Origin of the sequence: Streptococcus oralis subsp. tigurinus (assembly GCF_002356415.1) — a bacterium.
Lineage (GTDB): Bacteria > Bacillota > Bacilli > Lactobacillales > Streptococcaceae > Streptococcus > Streptococcus oralis_F.
In genome coordinates this window covers 1138710-1156247 of the sequence record NZ_AP018338.1, presented here as the reverse complement: position 1 = coordinate 1156247, position 17538 = coordinate 1138710, and the positions used below count along the sequence as shown (strand labels likewise).

Genomic DNA, 17538 nt, shown 5'->3' with positions numbered 1-17538 from the left:
TTTTTTGTTAACTAGAAAAGAGGTTGGTAGTGGTACCAACCTTTATTTTGAAATTTTTCGTTTAATAATCTTTCGTTGGAGTTGGAGGAGTGTCAAGCTTGCCCCCATAGCAGCAATAAATGATAAAGCTGTATTTAATTTTAAAGCTAAAAAGATAAAGCTAAAAAGTACCATAAAAATACAAAAACAAGCAATATTTACAAAAAATAAAATCTCTTTTAGGTTAGGGCCGACTGGGGCTTCTGGTGTATAATCTTGATAAAGCGGAGCTTGATTCGATTCGGGAGTTTGTTCAAACTCATAGGCTTCTAATTTTCTTGCGGGCATAATTCTCTCCTTAACAGTACATAACTATTTTATCATTTTTTATGTAGAGAATTATTACAGAATTGTTACAAAACTACTAAAGTCTTATATCATCTTCTAAGTTGCTTTTCTTGACACCCACTAGGGAAAGTGATAGCATGGATGTTACACTTGAAACAGATGACCTGACCTTCTCTATTATAAATATACTGAGGAAGGGATAACTTATATAAATTGATAGCAAGCAAGTGCTTTTCCTAAGATAATTTGTTGAGTTGCTACCGTGATTCTTTGTAAAAGAGGTAGGAGTTGTTTTGAATGGATGATAAGACAGAGATGCTGTCTATTGGACTGGGTAGCATTTTGCTACCTCTGGGGAAAAGTTAAAGGAGATAAGCATGTATCTTGCTATCAAAGAATTATTACGAAACAAACTTCGATATAGTTTGATTCTCACTACCATTTTTCTTATCGCTTTTATGGTCTTTTTTATGACCAGTTTAGCTCTTGGTCTTGTACGTAACAACCGAGCCGCTATTGATAACTGGCAAGCGACGGGTGTGGTTTTATCTGACTACGCAAATGATAATTTGACGGCATCTTTTATTCCTGAAAAGGACTACAAGGAGAAGAGTTCTAAAGAGGCTGCTCCCCTGGGCTATATGTTCGCTGTGACTAATCTAGTCGATGATAGTGAAAAGGTCAATGTTTCCATCTTTGCTCAAGAGTGGGACTCTTTTATCTCTCCGAGTCTGATTGAGGGCCGTTATCCTGAAGGGAATGATGAGGTTGTCGTGGATCAGTCCTTTGAGAATTATGGGATTAGGCTAGGTGATGCCATTCAGCTCAATGGAAGTGAGACAAGTTACAAGATTGTAGGCTTGACTCAAGGAAATAAATTTTTCACCGAGCCTGTTGTCTTTACGAGTCTGACAACTTATTGGACCTTACAAGGAACCTTGAAAGCCAATCGTTCCGTCTCTGCCTTGGTATTGAAAAATGATATAGAAGTGGCTGGAGACAGACTGAAACAGATTTCCATTCCAAAAATGATTTCGAAAATTCCTGGTTACACACCTCAGGTGAATGTATTTTCAGGAATGATTCTTGCTATGATTGTTATCACAGGCTTGATTGTGGGGATTTTTGTTTATATCATTACCATCCAAAAACTTGGACTTTATGGAATAATGCGAGCTCAAGGAATACAGATCAAAATCATTGTATGGTCCCTTTTCTGTCAAATCTTCCTTTTGTCTGGTATGGGAATTGCTCTAGCCTTGCTAGCTATCGGAGGAGTGATTTTAGTCTTACCAGCTACCTTCTTTTTCTATCCAAGTTGGATAGCTTACTCCGTCCTAAGCTTGGTAATTTCCTTGATGGCCCTTCTAGGTGGTGTCATTTCACTTCCACGCTTGCTAAAGGTGGACCCGATTACTGCGATTGCAGAGTGATAAGGAGAATAGTATGACAGCATTGATTGAAATGACTCAAGTTACAAAAACCTACGGGGAAGGAAAGATGAAAGTTGTAGCCCTGCATGAGACGAATTTTCAGCTAAATGCGGGAGAGTTCGTAGCTATTGTTGGGCCTTCAGGTTCTGGAAAGACGACCTTTCTAACAACTCTAGGACAACTACAGGAAGCTTCGAGTGGAAAGATTCTGGTCAAAGGGAAGGAAACAGGCAGTTTGACGGAGAAAGAAAAAACAGATCTCCGTTTTAGAGAGTTTGGTTTCATTCTCCAGGCTTCAAACTTAATTCCTTTTCTAACGGTCAAGGAACAGCTGGATTTGATTGACAAACTGGATAAGGGAAAAAATAGCAAAAGTGACCGAAAAGAGCTCTTTGACTTGTTGGATTTGGAAAAAGTTCAAAATCATTATCCCAAAGCTCTATCGGGTGGCGAACGTCAACGTGCCGCGATTGCTAGAGCGCTCTATAACAATCCAAGCATTGTGCTTGCAGATGAGCCGACAGCCAGTCTAGACACCGAGCGTGCTTACCAAGTAACGGAGATGCTGGCTGCTATTGCCCATGAACAAGGTAGAGGAGTTGTTATGATTACGCATGATACTCGTCTTCTTGATAAGGTTGATCGTATCTATGTTATGAATGATGGCCACCTAGTTGAAGAAACACATGCATAAAAAAGAAAGTGGACGGTACTGGTTACTGTCCACTTTTTGAATGAAAACTTTAAAAATGACTTTGACTTTTTATAAAACTCTTAGTATTCATAGCTGATTTCTGAGAATTGTGGTATAATTTTCCTTATGGAAAAGATTATCATTACAGCAACTGCTGAAAGTATTGAACAAGTTGAACAACTACTTGAAGCTGGCGTAGACCGTATCTATGTCGGTGAGAAAGATTTTGGTCTTCGTCTGCCAACAACCTTTAGTTATGAAGACTTACGCACCATCGCTAAGCTCGTTCATGAAGCAGGCAAAGAATTGATTGTTGCGGTTAATGCCCTCATGCACCAAGATATGATGGACCGTATCAAGCCCTTCCTAGACTTCTTGGAAGAAATCAAGACAGATTACATCACAGTAGGAGATGCGGGTGTCTTTTACGTGGTCAACCGTGATGACTATTCCTTTAAGACCATCTACGATGCTTCAACCATGGTGACAAGTAGCCGTCAGATTAACTTCTGGAGTCAAAAGGCTGGCGCATCTGAGGCTGTCTTGGCACGTGAAATTCCATCTGCTGAGCTCTTCAAGATGCCAGAGATTTTGGAAATTCCTGCTGAAGTGTTGGTTTATGGAGCTAGTGTCATTCACCATTCTAAGCGTCCGCTCTTGCAAAACTACTATAACTTTACGCATATCGATGATGAAAAGACGCGTAAACGTGACCTCTTCTTGGCAGAACCAAGTGACCCAGAGAGTCATTACTCTATATTTGAAGACAATCATGGTACCCATATCTTTGCCAACAATGACCTTGATTTGATGACCAAATTGACAGAATTGGTGGAGCATGGTTTTACCCATTGGAAGTTAGAAGGACTCTATACTCCAGGTCAGAACTTTGTTGAGATTGCTAAACTCTTTATCCAAGCTCGCAGTTTGATCCAAGAGGGCAAATTCAGCCATGATCAAGCCTTCTTGCTAGACGAAGAAGTGCGCAAGCTCCATCCAAAAAATCGTTTCCTTGATACAGGATTTTATGACTACGATCCTGATATGGTTAAATAGGTCACAAAAACCCGAAATAAAAATGTTCGGGTTTTTCAAGTGTATTCATGAAATAAAAACGGATACATGTTATAATAAATGTAGCTCTATATTGGAGGTGTTAAAGTGGAAAATCTGAAAAAAATGGCAGGAATCAAGGCTGCTGAGTTTGTCAACGATGGTATGGTTGTCGGACTGGGGACTGGATCAACTGCCTACTATTTCGTAGAAGAGATAGGTCGTCGGACTAAGGAAGAAGGATTACAGATTACAGCTGTAACGACTTCTAGTGTGACCAGTAAACAGGCAGAAGGACTCAATATTCCGCTCAAGTCTATTGACCAAGTAGACTTTGTCGATCTGACAGTCGATGGAGCAGATGAAGTGGATAGCCAGTTTAATGGAATCAAAGGTGGTGGGGGTGCCCTTCTCATGGAGAAGGTTGTAGCGACACCATCAAAAGAATACATTTGGGTGGTGGATGAAAGCAAACTGGTAGACAAACTAGGTGCTTTTAAATTGCCTGTGGAAGTGGTTCGGTATGGCGCAGAACAAGTTTTTCGTCGTTTTGAGCGAGCTGGCTACAAACCAAGTTTTCGTGAAAAAGACGGTCAGCGTTTTGTAACCGATATGCAGAATTTTATCATTGACCTAGCCTTGGATGTCATTGAAGATCCAATTGCCTTTGGGCAAGAATTGGACCATGTCGTTGGTGTTGTAGAGCACGGTTTATTCAATCAAATGGTGGATAAGGTCATCGTAGCTGGACGAGAAGGAGTTCAGGTTTTAACTTCAACAAAAGCAAACTAATCAAAGTAATAAGGAGACATACTATGTCAAAATTTAATCGTATTCACTTGGTGGTATTGGATTCTGTAGGAATCGGTGCAGCACCAGATGCTAATAACTTTGTCAATGCAGGGGTTCCAGATGGAGCTTCTGACACACTGGGGCACATTTCAAAAACAGTTGGTTTGAATGTGCCAAATATGGCCAAAATCGGTCTAGGAAATATTCCACGTGAAACTCCTCTTAAGACTGTACCAGCTGAAAGCAATCCAACAGGGTATGCAACAAAATTGGAAGAAGTATCCCTTGGTAAGGATACTATGACTGGACACTGGGAAATCATGGGACTTAACATTACGGAACCTTTCGATACTTTCTGGAACGGATTCCCAGAAGAAATTTTGACGAAAATCGAAGAATTCTCAGGACGCAAGGTCATTCGTGAAGCCAACAAACCGTACTCAGGAACAGCTGTTATCGATGACTTTGGACCACGTCAAATGGAAACTGGGGAGTTGATTATCTATACTTCAGCTGACCCAGTCTTGCAAATTGCTGCCCACGAAGACATCATTCCTTTGGATGAATTGTACCGTATCTGTGAATACGCTCGTTCGATCACCCTTGAGCGCCCAGCCCTTCTAGGCCGCATCATTGCCCGTCCTTATGTAGGTGAGCCAGGTAACTTCACTCGTACTGCAAATCGTCGTGACTTGGCAGTTTCACCATTTGCTCCAACTGTTCTCGATAAACTCAATGAAGCAGGTATCGATACTTATGCTGTTGGTAAAATCAACGATATCTTTAATGGGGCAGGAATCAATCATGACATGGGACACAACAAGTCAAATAGCCATGGAATTGATACACTATTGAAGACTATGGGGCTTGCTGAGTTTGAAAAAGGATTCTCCTTCACAAACTTGGTTGACTTTGATGCCCTTTACGGCCACCGTCGCAATGCTCATGGTTACCGTGATTGCTTGCATGAGTTCGATGAACGCTTGCCTGAAATTATCGCAGCCATGAGAGAGAATGACCTTCTCTTGATTACTGCGGACCATGGAAATGACCCAACCTATGCTGGAACTGACCACACTCGTGAATATATCCCACTTTTGGCTTACAGTCCTGCCTTTAAAGGAAATGGTGTCATTCCAGTTGGACATTTCGCAGATATCTCAGCGACTGTTGCCGATAACTTTGGTGTGGAAACTGCTATGATTGGGGAAAGTTTCTTAGATAAATTGGTATAAGATGACGCGGTATGCTTTACTGGTACGAGGCATTAATGTCGGTGGGAAAAATAAGGTTGTCATGGCGCAACTTCGTCAAGAACTGACAGAGTTGGGGCTGGAAAATGTTGAAACCTACATCAACAGTGGCAATGTTTTCTTTACTTCGACAGACTCAAAATCTCAATTGGTTGAAAAGTTAGAGGCTTTCTTTGAAGCCCATTATCCATTTATTCAGAGTTTTTCTTTGCTGAGTCAGGAAGATTATGAAGCAGAGCTGGAGAATCTGCCAGATTGGTGGACCAAAGACCTGGCTAGAAAAGATGTGCTCTTCTACACAGAGGGCTTGGATGTGGCTCAAGTCATTGAGAAAGTGGATAGCTTGGTACTGGAAGATGAAGTCGTTCATTTTGGAAAACTTGGTATTTTCTGGGGAAAATTCTCTGAAGAATCCTACTCTAAGACTGCTTATCACAAGTACTTGCTCAAGATGCCTTTCTATCGCAACATCACCATTCGCAACGCAAAAACCTTTGACAAAATCGGTCAAATGCTAAAAAATAATAAAGGAGACACAGAATGACATTCTTAGATAAAATCAAGGAAACAGCTGCTTTTCTGAAAGATAAAGGAATCAAAGCGCCTGAATTTGGTTTAATCCTTGGATCAGGTCTTGGAGAATTGGCAGAAGAAATTGGAAATCCAGTTGTAGTAGACTATGCAGATATTCCAAACTGGGGCCGTTCGACAGTAGTCGGTCACGCTGGTAAATTGGTATATGGAGAACTTGCAGGTCGCAAGGTCTTGGCTCTTCAAGGTCGTTTCCATTTCTACGAAGGAAATCCTCTGGAAGTCGTGACTTTCCCAGTACGTGTGATGAAAGTTCTCGGATGCGAAGGTGTCATTGTAACCAATGCTGCAGGAGGTATTGGTTATGGTCCTGGTACTTTGATGGCTATCTCAGACCATATCAACTTTACGGGTCAAAATCCGTTGATGGGTGAAAACTTGGATGATTTCGGTCCTCGTTTCCCTGATATGTCTAAAGCTTACACACCTGAATACCGTGCTGTAGCTCATCAAGTAGCTAAAAAACTTGGTATCAAGCTTGATGAAGGTGTCTATATCGGTGTAACTGGTCCAACTTATGAAACACCAGCAGAGATTCGTGCCTATAAGACCCTTGGAGCAGATGCAGTTGGTATGTCTACTGTTCCTGAAGTTATCGTGGCAGCCCACTCTGGCTTGAAAGTTCTAGGAATTTCATGTATTACTAACTTTGCGGCTGGTTTCCAAGAAGAACTCAACCACGAAGAAGTTGTGGAAGTGACTGAACGTGTCAAGGGTGATTTCAAAGGTTTGCTGAAAGCTATTCTTGCTGAATTGTAAGATGATGAAAGCACGACTCCAAAGACTGCCCTACGAATGGCGTTTGCTTTTTGCAACTCTTGCTTTGGGAGTAGGTACGGGTCTAGTCGGAATTGCCTGTCATTATCTGCTAGAAGGCGTGCAAATGTTGGCTTTTGGCCAAGAGAGATCTGATCTGCTCCAGCAATTTCAAGAAGCTGGAGGACTTCGTAGATTTCTTGTCTTATGTGTGACAGGGACTTTGGCAGCTGGTTTTTGGTATATTCTACAAGAGCGTTATAAAATTCTCTCTATTCGCAGGCAAATCGACCTGGTTGGAGATAGAGATCCAGCGCCCCTAGCCCACCTCCTTCATGCAACTATGCAGGTTGCGATTGTTGGAGCTGGCGCTTCGGTCGGAAAAGAAGGAGCCCCACGTGAGGTTGGGGCTCTTCTAGCTGGTCGTTTGGGGAAAGTCTTGTCCTTGACGATCAAAGAGCGAAGAGTTTTGATTGCTTGTGGAGCTGGAGCAGGTTTGGCTGCGGTTTATCAGGTTCCCTTTGCAAGTAGCTTGTTTGTATTTGAGACATTAGGGTTGGCCTATCACTGGAAAAATATCTTACTGGTCTTGTCTAGTTCTTATTTGGCGACTTGGATTGCCCAGCCAATCGTTGGACATGGTGCTATATATCATATGTCGCCAGTTCATTGGTCAGCCAGTAGTTTTATCCAGGCTGTCATAGTGGCTCTATTGCTTACTCCTTTGGCACTGGCCTTTCGTTTTCTAGCCAATCGGGCTAGTCGCAAACGGCGGAAGGATTGGACCATTCTTTTGGCTCTGCCTTTAGCATTTGTGGTGTTCGCTGGCATTGTGATCTTTTACCCGATTTTTATGGGAAATGGACAGGTTCTAGCCCAAACCCTCTTATCAGGCCAGCCACTTTCTAGTCTAGCCTTGACCTTGGCCGTAAAAGGGTTCCTAACCTATCTCCTCTTACGAAATGGGGCTTACGGAGGGACCTTGACACCGTCATTTGCCTTGGGGATTGGATCTGGCTACTTAGCGAGTTTGCTTTTGACAGTCGTTGGCATTCACCTAGATCCTGCTCTAGGAATGTTGCTTGGAGCGACCGTCTTTTTAGGGACGACCTTACAAGCTCCCTTGACTGCCATTGCCCTAAGTCTTGGTTTTACAGGACAGAGCTGGGCTTTGATTCTACCACTAGCACTAGCTGCTAGTATGTCTTATGTGATTCAAAATAGATGGGAGAATAAACGATGAGAGTGCATTTTGTCTTGCACGAAACTTTTGAAGTACCGGGTGCTTATCTAAAGTGGGCGCAGGAGCGTGGTCATCAGGTGACGATGTCCAAGGTCTACGAGCGAGAAGCTCTACTTGAGACAGTGGATGAGATCGATTTTTTGATTGTCATGGGAGGACCACAATCACCAGATGAGGATCGCGCAACCTTCCCTTACTATGATCCGCAAGCTGAGATTAAACTTATTCAAAAAGCAATGAAGGCGGATTGCTACATCGTTGGTGTCTGTCTGGGTGCGCAGCTCCTGTCTGTTGCTTATGGCGCGGAGTATGAACACAGTCCAGAGCGGGAAATTGGAGTGTATCCTGTGGATTTAACGCCTGAAGGATTGGCGGATCCGCATGTCAGCTTGTTTGGCGCCAGCTTTGATTCTGGTCACTGGCATGGTGATATGCCGGGATTGACGGATGATGCCGTTGTCCTTGCGACCAGTCGAGGTTGTCCACGTCAGATTGTCCGTTTTTCTCCCAAGCACTATGCCTTCCAAGCCCACTTGGAATTCGATCCAGAAGCAGTCGATCTCTTGATTGCGGCTGATGGAGCAGCTGCTTTGGAAGAGCAAAGTAAACAATTGCCATTTGTCGAAAAACCTGAAGCTATTCGTGCTTACGATTATCAAGAAATGAATGCAAAATTGTACGCATTTTTGGATTCATTAACAAACTAAATAAAAAAGAAAGGCAGAGCGTGTGTTTTTATTTGAACACGAGCGGAAAACTTTTCATAACAACAATAAAAGAAAGGATGGGTAAACCGTATTTGCTGAACTGAATACGGGCGGAGAACTATGTAAAAAAGATAAACTGTCTAGCATCTGCGATGCGTCGTCAGTTTCCTATTTTTACTTTGTTCTCTGTCGCCCTTTATATCTTAACTATGTCTATCCATATTGCTGCTAAGCAAGGTGAAATTGCTGATAAAATTCTTCTTCCTGGGGATCCTCTTCGTGCGAAATTTATTGCTGAGAATTTCCTTGAAGACGCTGTATGTTTTAACGAAGTGCGTAACATGTTTGGTTACACTGGGACTTACAAGGGTCACCATGTATCTGTCATGGGAACTGGTATGGGAATGCCATCAATTTCTATCTATGCGCGTGAGTTGATTGTGGACTACGGAGTGAAAAAATTGATCCGTGTCGGAACTGCTGGTTCCTTAAACGAGGATGTCCATGTCCGTGAATTGGTCTTGGCGCAAGCTGCTGCGACTAACTCAAACATCATCCGTAATGACTGGCCACAGTACGATTTCCCACAAATCGCTAGCTTTGATTTGCTGGATAAGGCCTATCATATCGCCAAAGAACTTGGTATGACCACCCACGTTGGGAACGTTTTGTCATCAGATGTCTTTTACTCAAACTACTTTGAAAAGAACATCGAGCTTGGTAAATGGGGAGTCAAGGCTGTGGAAATGGAAGCAGCAGCTCTTTACTATCTTGCTGCCCAACACCACGTTGATGCACTTGCTATCATGACCATTTCTGATAGTTTGGTCAATCCAGAAGAAGACACAACAGCTGAAGAACGCCAAAACACCTTCACCGATATGATGAAGGTTGGATTGGAAACCTTGATTGCAGACTAAACATCGTATTACTTTGAGATAAGGTTATTTCTAAGATTGATTCAAATGCTTTAATCTCAAATATATCAGTAATGATAAAGGAAGAGTTGAAAATCAGATTGCTGGAACTATTGATTTTCAACTTTTTTAGAACCCAGCTTAAGGAGAGATGTGATGGATAAAATAGAACTATTACAAGATTTGATTGATAAAAGCCACAGAATAGTCTTTTTCGGAGGGGCAGGAGTGTCAACCGAGTCTAATATCCCAGATTTTCGTAGTTCAGATGGTGTTTATAGTCATCAGTTAGGCCGTCATTTTACGGCAGAGCAACTCGTTTCTCGGACCATGTTTGAGCGCTATCCAGAAGATTTTTTTGACTTTTATAAGAAATACCTGATTTATCCAGAAGCAAAGCCTAATGCTGCTCACACTTATCTGGCTGCTTTGGAAAAGACAGGTAAGCTAAAGGCTGTTGTGACACAAAATATCGATAGTCTTCATGAAATGGCTGGCTCCCAAAAGGTCTTTAAATTGCATGGGAGTGCGGACCGCAATTACTGCCTAGGTTGCCAACGTTTCTATAACTTAACTGGTTTTCTGGCCCTCGAGGGACCTGTTCCCCACTGCCTATACTGTGGCAAGGTGGTCAAGCCTGACGTGACCTTGTATGAAGAATCACTTGACATGGATGTTTTTAGTCAAGCTGCACAAGCAATTCGGCAAGCAGACTTGCTGATTATTGGTGGGACTTCCTTGGTTGTTTATCCTGCAGCTAGCCTAGTAAACTATTTTTCTGGGACAAATCTGGTCCTTATCAATAAAACCAGTACTCCACAAGACAGCCAAGCTACATTGGTCATTGAAGGCAAGATAGGAGAAGTATTTTCGAAATTGAGACAATAAAGAATTTTAGAAGATAGTAACAAAACCATGTTACTTGAAAGAGGAAGATATCTCAGTTTTTGATCACTATCTCGCTCTTTGAGACTTGTTAAAAACTGGCTGAGAAAATCAAAACACCTTCACCAATATGATGAAGGTTGGATTGGAAACCTTGATTGCAGACTAAATTTGTAATAGAAAATCCTGATTTCAAGTGAAATCAGGATTTTTTCATGGATGCGATTTTTTCTGGGTCTGGTGTGACACGGAGGGTCTTTTGTCCTGTATAGGTCACAAAGCCAGGTTTTCCACCAGTTGGTTTGTTGAGTTTTTTGACCTCAATCATATCCACTTGAACCAAGTTCGACAAGCGTCCTTTAGAGAAATATGCAGCAAGTTCTGCAGCGTCTGTCTTGACTTCGTCAGAAGGGTTGAGGTTGCCTGAGATGACGACGTGGCTGCCAGGAATGTCCTTGGCGTGGAACCAAAGTTCTTCCTTGCGAGCCATTTTAAAGGTTAGTTCTTCATTTTGCAAGTTGTTTCGACCGACATAAATGATGGTTTTGCCATCGCTTGCTAGATACTGCTCTGGTTTTTTGCGCTTATGGATTTTCTCTCGCTGTCTTCTACGGATAAAGCCTGTTTGGATCAATTCTTCACGTATTTCAGTGATTTCCTCTAGTCCAGCTTGATTGAGAACAGTTTCCACACTTTCCAGATAGAGAATAGTTGCCTTGGTTTCTTCAATCAACTCAGTCAGGTATTTAACAGCTTCTTTGAGCTTTTGGTAGCGTTTAAAGTAGCGCTGGGCATTCTGGCTGGGAGTCAGGGCCTTATCAAGCGTTATGGTAACAGGTTGATTCGTGTAGTAGTTATCCAAGATAACCTGGTCTTGGTCATTGGGAACTTGGTGGAGGAAGGTTGTCAGTAATTCTCCTTTTTGGCGAAATTCCTCAGCGTTGTCCGTTGCCAGTAATTCTTTTTCTTGTTTTTTGAGTTTGTGGCGATTTTTTTGCAATTCATTTTCAACACGGCGAATGAGTTCACTGGCTTGCTGTTTGACGCGATCGCGCTCTGCCTTATCTTTGTAGTAGATATCTAGAAGATCAGAAAGACTGGCAAAAGGCTCTCCTATACGATTTGCAAAAGGAACTGGACTGAAGGAAGTCTCAGTCAAGCATGGCTTGGTTTCTTGTTCGAAAAAGTGACGGAAGGTAGAAAGCTTATCACGAACCAGGAGTCTTTCCAGTTCGTTTGCTGTATCACGTCCTAGACCTTGAAAGAGGCTTTGAAGATTTTTTGCAGTTAGTTCATTGGTTTGCAAGATTTCAAAGAGTTTTTCATCCTTGACAGTGAAAGGATTGAGAGACTCGGTACTTGGTGGAGCGATATAGCTTGAGCCTGGCAGTAAGGTGCGGTAGCTATTTTGTGAAAAGCCGACGTGTTTGATCACTTCGAGAATCTTATGACTGCTTTTATCTACTAGAAGGATATTGCTGTGTTTGCCCATAATTTCGATAATGAGAGTCGCCTGGATATGATCTCCTATCTCGTTTTTATTGGAGACGGTGATTTCCACAATACGGTCATTTTCGATTTGCTCAATTGACTCAATCAGGGCACCCTGCAAATACTTTCTCAAAACCATGATAAAAGTGGAAGGTTGGGCTGGATTTTCAAAGGTCGTTTGGGTCAACTGGATGCGACCAAAAACGGGATGAGCAGAGAGGAGCAGACGATGGCTTTGGCGATTGCTGCGGATTTGCAAGACCAACTCTTGTTCAAAAGGCTGATTGATTTTCTGAATGCGACCATTGACCAACTCGCTTCGTAATTCCTCAACCATGTGGTGTAAAAAAAATCCGTCAAATGACATCGTTCTCTCCTTGTGATTGTATTCCATAGTATTATATCAAAAAGGTAGAATAAAATCATGGAAATATGGTATAATAAAGCCAAGTAAAGAGAATCGAGAAGTACATGTATATTGAAATGGTAGATGAAACTGGCCAAGTTTCACAAGAAATCTTGCAACAAACCCAAGAAATTTTGGAATTTGCAGCCCAAAAAATAGAAAAAGAAGACAAGGAGATGGCAGTTACTTTTGTGACCAATGAGCGTAGCCATGAACTCAATCTCGAGTACCGTGACACGGACCGTCCGACAGATGTCATCAGCCTTGAGTATAAACCAGAGTTGAACATTGCCTTTGATGAAGAAGATTTGCTTGAAAATCCTGAATTAGCAGAGATGATGTCTGAGTTTGATGCCTACATTGGGGAACTGTTCATCTCTATCGATAAAGCGCATGAGCAGGCTGAGGAATACGGCCACAGCTTTGAGCGTGAGATGGGCTTCTTGGCAGTACACGGCTTTTTACACATTAACGGCTATGATCACTACACTCCGGAAGAAGAAGCGGAGATGTTCGGTTTACAAGAAGAAATTTTAACAGCCTATGGACTCACAAGACAATAAACGAAAATGGAAAAATCGTGACCTGATATCCAGTTTAGAATTTGCCCTTACAGGAATTCTGACTGCTTTCAAGGAAGAACGCAATATGCGAAAACATGCAGTGACGGCTCTAGTAGTCATCCTTGCAGGTTTTGTTTTTCAGGTGTCACGAATCGAATGGCTCTTTCTCCTAGTGAGCATTTTCTTGGTAGTAGCCTTTGAGATTATTAACTCTGCTATTGAAAATGTGGTGGATTTAGCCAGTCACTATCACTTTTCTATGTTAGCGAAGAAAGCCAAGGACATGGCGGCTGGTGCCGTACTTGTGGTTTCCCTTCTTGCTGCGGTGATTGGTGCACTTATCTTTATCCCACGCATTTGGGATATACTATTTTAAACTATAAGAGGAAATTATGACATTTAAATCAGGCTTTGTAGCCATTTTAGGGCGTCCCAATGTTGGGAAGTCAACCTTTTTAAATCACGTCATGGGGCAAAAGATTGCCATTATGAGTGACAAGGCGCAGACAACGCGCAATAAAATCATGGGGATTTACACCACGGATAAGGAGCAAATCGTCTTTATTGACACACCAGGAATTCACAAGCCTAAAACAGCCCTTGGCGATTTTATGGTGGAATCTGCCTACAGCACCCTTCGTGAAGTGGATACTGTTCTCTTCATGGTGCCAGCTGATGAGCCACGTGGTAAGGGCGACGACATGATTATCGAGCGTCTCAAGGCTGCCAAGGTTCCTGTGATTCTGGTGGTGAATAAGATTGACAAGGTCCACCCAGATCAGCTCTTGGCTCAGATTGATGATTTCCGTAACCAGATGGACTTTAAGGAAATTGTTCCTATTTCAGCCCTTCAGGGAAATAACGTATCTCGTCTGGTGGATATTTTGAGTGAAAATCTGGAGGAAGGTTTCCAGTATTTCCCAGCTGATCAAATCACTGACCACCCTGAGCGTTTCTTGGTTTCAGAAATGATTCGTGAGAAAGTCTTGCACCTAACTCGAGAAGAGATTCCTCATTCAGTTGCTGTAGTGGTTGACTCTATGAAGCGGGACGAAGAGACAGACAAGGTTCATATCCGTGCAACCATCATGGTCGAGCGCGATAGTCAAAAAGGGATTATCATCGGAAAAGGTGGCGCTATGCTTAAGAAAATTGGTAGTATGGCTCGTCGTGATATCGAACTCATGCTAGGGGACAAGGTTTTCCTAGAAACCTGGGTCAAGGTCAAGAAAAACTGGCGTGATAAAAAGCTAGATTTGGCTGACTTTGGCTATAATGAAAAAGAATACTAAGTAGAGGTGGGCTCATGCCTGCTTCTTGTTTTTACAGAAGGAGGACTTATGCCTGAATTACCAGAGGTTGAAACGGTTCGTCGTGGCTTAGAAAAATTGATTTTGGGAAAGAAGATTTCGAGTATAGAAATTCGTTATCCCAAGATGATTAAGACAGATTTGGAAGAGTTTCAAAGGGAATTGCCTGGTCAGATTATCGAGTCAATGGGACGCCGTGGAAAATATCTACTTTTTTACCTAACAGACAAAGTCTTGATTTCCCATCTGCGGATGGAGGGCAAGTATTTTTACTATCCGGATCAGGTTCCTGAACGCAAGCATGCCCATGTTTTCTTCCAGTTTGAGGATGGTGGGACGCTTGTTTATGAGGATGTACGCAAGTTTGGTACTATGGAACTATTGGCACCCGACCTTTTGGATGCCTACTTTGTATCTAAAAAACTAGGGCCTGAACCAAGCGAAGAAGACTTTGATTTACAGGTCTTTCAAGCTGCCCTAGCTAAGTCCAAAAAGCCTATCAAATCCCATCTCCTAGACCAGACCTTGGTAGCTGGCCTTGGCAATATCTATGTGGATGAGGTTCTCTGGCGAGCTCAGATTCATCCAGCAAGACCTTCCCAGACTTTGACAGCAGAAGAAGCGACAGCTATTCATGACCAGACCATTGCTGTTTTGGGACAGGCAGTCGAAAAGGGCGGTTCCACCATTCGGACCTATACCAATGCCTTTGGGGAAGACGGAACCATGCAGGACTTCCATCAGGTCTATGATAAGACTGGACAAGCATGTTCGCGCTGTGGGACAGTGATTGAGAAATTCCAGCTCGGTGGACGGGGAACTCATTTTTGTCCTCAGTGTCAAAGGAGGGGCTGATGGGAAAAATCATTGGAATTACAGGAGGAATTGCTTCTGGTAAGTCAACTGTGACAAATTTCCTAAGAGAACAAGGCTTTCAAGTGGTGGATGCTGACGCAGTCGTCCACCAGCTACAAAAACCTGGTGGTCGTCTTTATCAGCTCTTAGTTCAGCACTTTGGGCAGGAAATCATCCTTGAAAATGGAGAACTCAATCGCTCTCTCCTAGCTAGTCTCATCTTTTCAAATCCTGAAGAACGTGAATGGTCTAGGATAACTCAAGGAGAGATTATTCGTGAGGAATTGGCTGCACTGAGAGAACAGTTAGCCCAGACAGAAACGATTTTTTTCATGGATATTCCCCTGCTTTTTGAACAGGACTACAGTGCCTGGTTTGATGAAACATGGCTGGTCTATGTGAACCGTGATGTTCAGGTGGAACGTTTCATGAAACGGGATTATCTTTCTAAGGAAGTAGCAGAGTCCCGTCTGGCAACCCAGTGGTCTTTAGAAAAAAAGAAAAAATTGGCGAGCCATATATTAGATAATAATGGCAGTCGCGATCAGCTTGTGACTCAAGTAGTGAAGTTACTTGAAGGAGGCGATAGCTGTGCAAGAGATTAGTTGGAAAGAGAATCTTCGTGTCGCCTGGTTCGGTAGCTTTTTAACGGGAGCTAGTATTTCCTTGGCCGTCCCTTTCATGCCTATCTTTGTAGAGCAGTTGGGAATTGAAGGAGACCAAGTTGCTTTCTATGCTGGATTAGCCATCTCAGTTTCGGCTGTTTCAGCAGCTCTAGTTTCTCCCATCTGGGGTATTCTTGCTGACAAATATGGTCGAAAACCCATGATGATTCGAGCGGGTCTTGCCATGACCATTACGATGGGAGGTTTGGCCTTCGTGCCAAATATCTATTGGCTACTCTTTCTGCGCTTGCTCAATGGTGTATTTACTGGTTTTGTCCCCAATGCAACGGCCTTGATTGCCAGTCAGGTACCTAAAGATAAGTCGGGAGCGGCTCTGGGAACTCTATCTACAGGTGTTGTTGCAGGAACACTGACGGGTCCCTTTGTTGGAGGCTTTATTGCTGAAATTTTTGGCATTCGTAATGTCTTTTTATTGGTAGGTGCTTTCTTATTTTTAGCTGCAATCCTAACCATTTTCTTTATCAAGGAAGATTTTCAGCCAGTGGCTAAGGAGAAGGCTATCCCAACGAAAGAAGTATTTTCTTCTTTCAAGTATCCTAGGCTTTTAGTGAATCTATTTTTGACTAGCTTTGTCATTCAATTTTCAGCTCAATCAATTGGTCCCATTCTAGCTCTCTATGTGCGGGACTTAGGGCAGACTGAGAATCTTCTCTTTGTATCAGGATTGATCGTATCTAGCATGGGATTTTCTAGCATGATGAGTGCAGGAATTCTAGGAAAACTTGGCGATAAGGTAGGGAATCATAGATTGTTAGTTGCAGCGCAGATTTATTCCGTCATCATTTACCTTCTTTGTGCCCATGCAACCAGCCCCCTTCAACTTGGCTTGTATCGTTTTCTCTTTGGTTTGGGAACGGGAGCTCTCATACCAGGAGTCAATGCCCTTCTTAGCAAAATGACTCCAAAATCAGGTATTTCAAGGATTTTCGCCTTCAACCAAGTCTTTTTTTACCTTGGTGGAGTGATCGGACCTATGGCGGGATCCGCAGTTGCAGGATATTTGGGCTACCATGCTGTCTTTTATGCGACAGCAGCTTGTGTGGCTTTCAGTTGTTTATGTAACTTAGTGCAATTTAGATCGTTATTAAAAGTAAAGGAAATCTAGTGCGAGTAAAAATCAATCTCAAGTGCTCCTCTTGTGGCAGCATGAATTATCTAACCAGTAAGAACTCCAAAACTCATCCAGACAAGATTGAGGTGTTAAAGTATTGTCCCAAGGAAAGAAAAGTAACCCTACATCTTGAATCTAAGTAGATTTTATGGTAAAATAATAGGGATTTTAAGGAGTTTGATATGTATAACCTATTGTTAACCATTTTATTAGTATTATCTGTTGTGATTGTGATTGCGATTTTCATGCAACCAACTAAGAACCAATCCAGCAATGTATTTGATGCCAGCTCAGGTGATTTGTTTGAACGTAGTAAGGCGCGTGGTTTTGAAGCTGTGATGCAACGTTTGACAGGTATTTTAGTCTTTTTCTGGCTAGCCATTGCCTTAGCATTGACGGTATTATCAAGTAGATAAGAAATGGGCGAGACTAGGTCTTAGCCTATTTTTATTTTAAATGACACTT

The 17538-nt window shown here is 42.5% G+C and carries 21 protein-coding genes; 19 read left to right on the top strand and 2 right to left on the bottom strand.

The genetic code is table 11. The annotated features are described in order from the left end of the window. Nucleotides 1-42 precede the first annotated feature (42 nt). A complete protein-coding gene (locus tag STO1_RS05835; protein WP_007521610.1) occupies nt 43-327 on the bottom strand; it encodes a DUF3270 domain-containing protein in 285 nt (94 codons plus the stop codon). A gap of 377 nt (nt 328-704) precedes the next feature. Here STO1_RS05835 and STO1_RS05830 point away from each other — a divergent pair, with 377 nt between their 5' ends. The 11 genes from STO1_RS05830 to STO1_RS05780 all read left to right on the top strand — a co-directional run bounded on the left by STO1_RS05830 (nt 705) and on the right by STO1_RS05780 (nt 10654). Continuing rightward, nucleotides 705-1760: an ABC transporter permease gene (locus tag STO1_RS05830; protein WP_096422396.1), complete on the top strand. Its 1056-nt coding sequence runs from the start codon at nt 705-707 to the stop codon at nt 1758-1760. Between the two features lie 13 nt (nt 1761-1773). Then, nucleotides 1774-2454 carry an ABC transporter ATP-binding protein gene (locus STO1_RS05825; RefSeq protein ID WP_096422394.1) on the top strand — a complete coding sequence of 227 codons (681 nt, stop codon included), beginning with the start codon at nt 1774-1776 and terminating at the stop codon, nt 2452-2454. A gap of 126 nt (nt 2455-2580) precedes the next feature. Continuing rightward, nucleotides 2581-3510 carry a peptidase U32 family protein gene (locus STO1_RS05820; protein WP_096422392.1) on the top strand — a complete coding sequence of 310 codons (930 nt, stop codon included), beginning with the start codon at nt 2581-2583 and terminating at the stop codon, nt 3508-3510. Between the two features lie 105 nt (nt 3511-3615). Next, entirely contained in the window at nt 3616-4299 is a 684-nt protein-coding gene (rpiA, locus tag STO1_RS05815) for a ribose-5-phosphate isomerase RpiA (protein WP_096422390.1), read from the top strand. Between the two features lie 23 nt (nt 4300-4322). Next, entirely contained in the window at nt 4323-5534 is a 1212-nt protein-coding gene (locus tag STO1_RS05810; protein ID WP_000033118.1) for a phosphopentomutase, read from the top strand. Between the two features lies 1 nt (nt 5535). Beyond that, a complete protein-coding gene (locus STO1_RS05805; RefSeq protein WP_096422388.1) occupies nt 5536-6096 on the top strand; it encodes a DUF1697 domain-containing protein in 561 nt (186 codons plus the stop codon). After that, entirely contained in the window at nt 6093-6902 is an 810-nt protein-coding gene (locus STO1_RS05800; protein ID WP_033584080.1) for a purine-nucleoside phosphorylase, read from the top strand. The genes STO1_RS05805 and STO1_RS05800 overlap by 4 nt, the downstream gene beginning before the upstream one ends. A gap of 4 nt (nt 6903-6906) precedes the next feature. Continuing rightward, entirely contained in the window at nt 6907-8142 is a 1236-nt protein-coding gene (locus STO1_RS05795; protein ID WP_000647567.1) for a chloride channel protein, read from the top strand. Next, nucleotides 8139-8849: a glutamine amidotransferase-related protein gene (locus STO1_RS05790; protein WP_045616969.1), complete on the top strand. Its 711-nt coding sequence runs from the start codon at nt 8139-8141 to the stop codon at nt 8847-8849. The genes STO1_RS05795 and STO1_RS05790 overlap by 4 nt, the downstream gene beginning before the upstream one ends. Nucleotides 8850-9058: 209 nt before the next feature. Then, complete coding sequence (gene deoD, locus STO1_RS05785) at nt 9059-9769, top strand: purine-nucleoside phosphorylase (RefSeq protein WP_007521620.1); 711 nt, start codon at nt 9059-9061, stop codon at nt 9767-9769. Between the two features lie 153 nt (nt 9770-9922). Beyond that, nucleotides 9923-10654, top strand: a complete 732-nt coding sequence (locus STO1_RS05780) for an NAD-dependent protein deacylase (protein WP_096422386.1) — start codon at nt 9923-9925, stop codon at nt 10652-10654. A gap of 199 nt (nt 10655-10853) precedes the next feature. Here STO1_RS05780 and pavA read toward each other — a convergent pair whose 3' ends face one another. Next, nucleotides 10854-12509, bottom strand: a complete 1656-nt coding sequence (gene pavA, locus STO1_RS05775) for an Rqc2 family fibronectin-binding protein PavA (RefSeq protein ID WP_096422384.1) — start codon at nt 12507-12509, stop codon at nt 10854-10856. 104 nt (nt 12510-12613) lie between these two features. On the opposite strand from pavA, the gene ybeY reads away from it, so the two are divergent. The 8 genes from ybeY to secG are packed head-to-tail and all read left to right on the top strand — an operon-like array spanning nt 12614 to nt 17489. Next, complete coding sequence (gene ybeY / locus STO1_RS05770; protein WP_084938561.1) at nt 12614-13111, top strand: rRNA maturation RNase YbeY; 498 nt, start codon at nt 12614-12616, stop codon at nt 13109-13111. Then, entirely contained in the window at nt 13092-13487 is a 396-nt protein-coding gene (locus STO1_RS05765; RefSeq protein WP_084938560.1) for a diacylglycerol kinase family protein, read from the top strand. Before ybeY ends, STO1_RS05765 begins: the two co-directional genes overlap by 20 nt. A gap of 16 nt (nt 13488-13503) precedes the next feature. Beyond that, the gene (gene era, locus STO1_RS05760; RefSeq protein ID WP_096422382.1) at nt 13504-14403 is read left to right on the top strand and encodes a GTPase Era; all 900 of its coding nucleotides are present in this window, start codon (nt 13504-13506) and stop codon (nt 14401-14403) included. Nucleotides 14404-14451: 48 nt separating this feature from the next. Next, nucleotides 14452-15276 carry a DNA-formamidopyrimidine glycosylase gene (mutM, locus tag STO1_RS05755; protein ID WP_096422380.1) on the top strand — a complete coding sequence of 275 codons (825 nt, stop codon included), beginning with the start codon at nt 14452-14454 and terminating at the stop codon, nt 15274-15276. Continuing rightward, the gene (gene coaE / locus STO1_RS05750) at nt 15276-15881 is read left to right on the top strand and encodes a dephospho-CoA kinase (RefSeq protein WP_033605680.1); all 606 of its coding nucleotides are present in this window, start codon (nt 15276-15278) and stop codon (nt 15879-15881) included. The genes mutM and coaE overlap by 1 nt, the downstream gene beginning before the upstream one ends. Beyond that, nucleotides 15868-17067: a multidrug efflux MFS transporter PmrA gene (locus STO1_RS05745; RefSeq protein ID WP_033605679.1), complete on the top strand. Its 1200-nt coding sequence runs from the start codon at nt 15868-15870 to the stop codon at nt 17065-17067. Before coaE ends, STO1_RS05745 begins: the two co-directional genes overlap by 14 nt. Continuing rightward, nucleotides 17067-17216, top strand: coding sequence for a 50S ribosomal protein L33 (gene rpmG, locus STO1_RS05740; protein ID WP_007519517.1), 150 nt, complete (start codon nt 17067-17069; stop codon nt 17214-17216). Before STO1_RS05745 ends, rpmG begins: the two co-directional genes overlap by 1 nt. A gap of 39 nt (nt 17217-17255) precedes the next feature. Then, the gene (gene secG / locus STO1_RS05735; protein ID WP_000282517.1) at nt 17256-17489 is read left to right on the top strand and encodes a preprotein translocase subunit SecG; all 234 of its coding nucleotides are present in this window, start codon (nt 17256-17258) and stop codon (nt 17487-17489) included. Nucleotides 17490-17538: the final 49 nt, after the last annotated feature.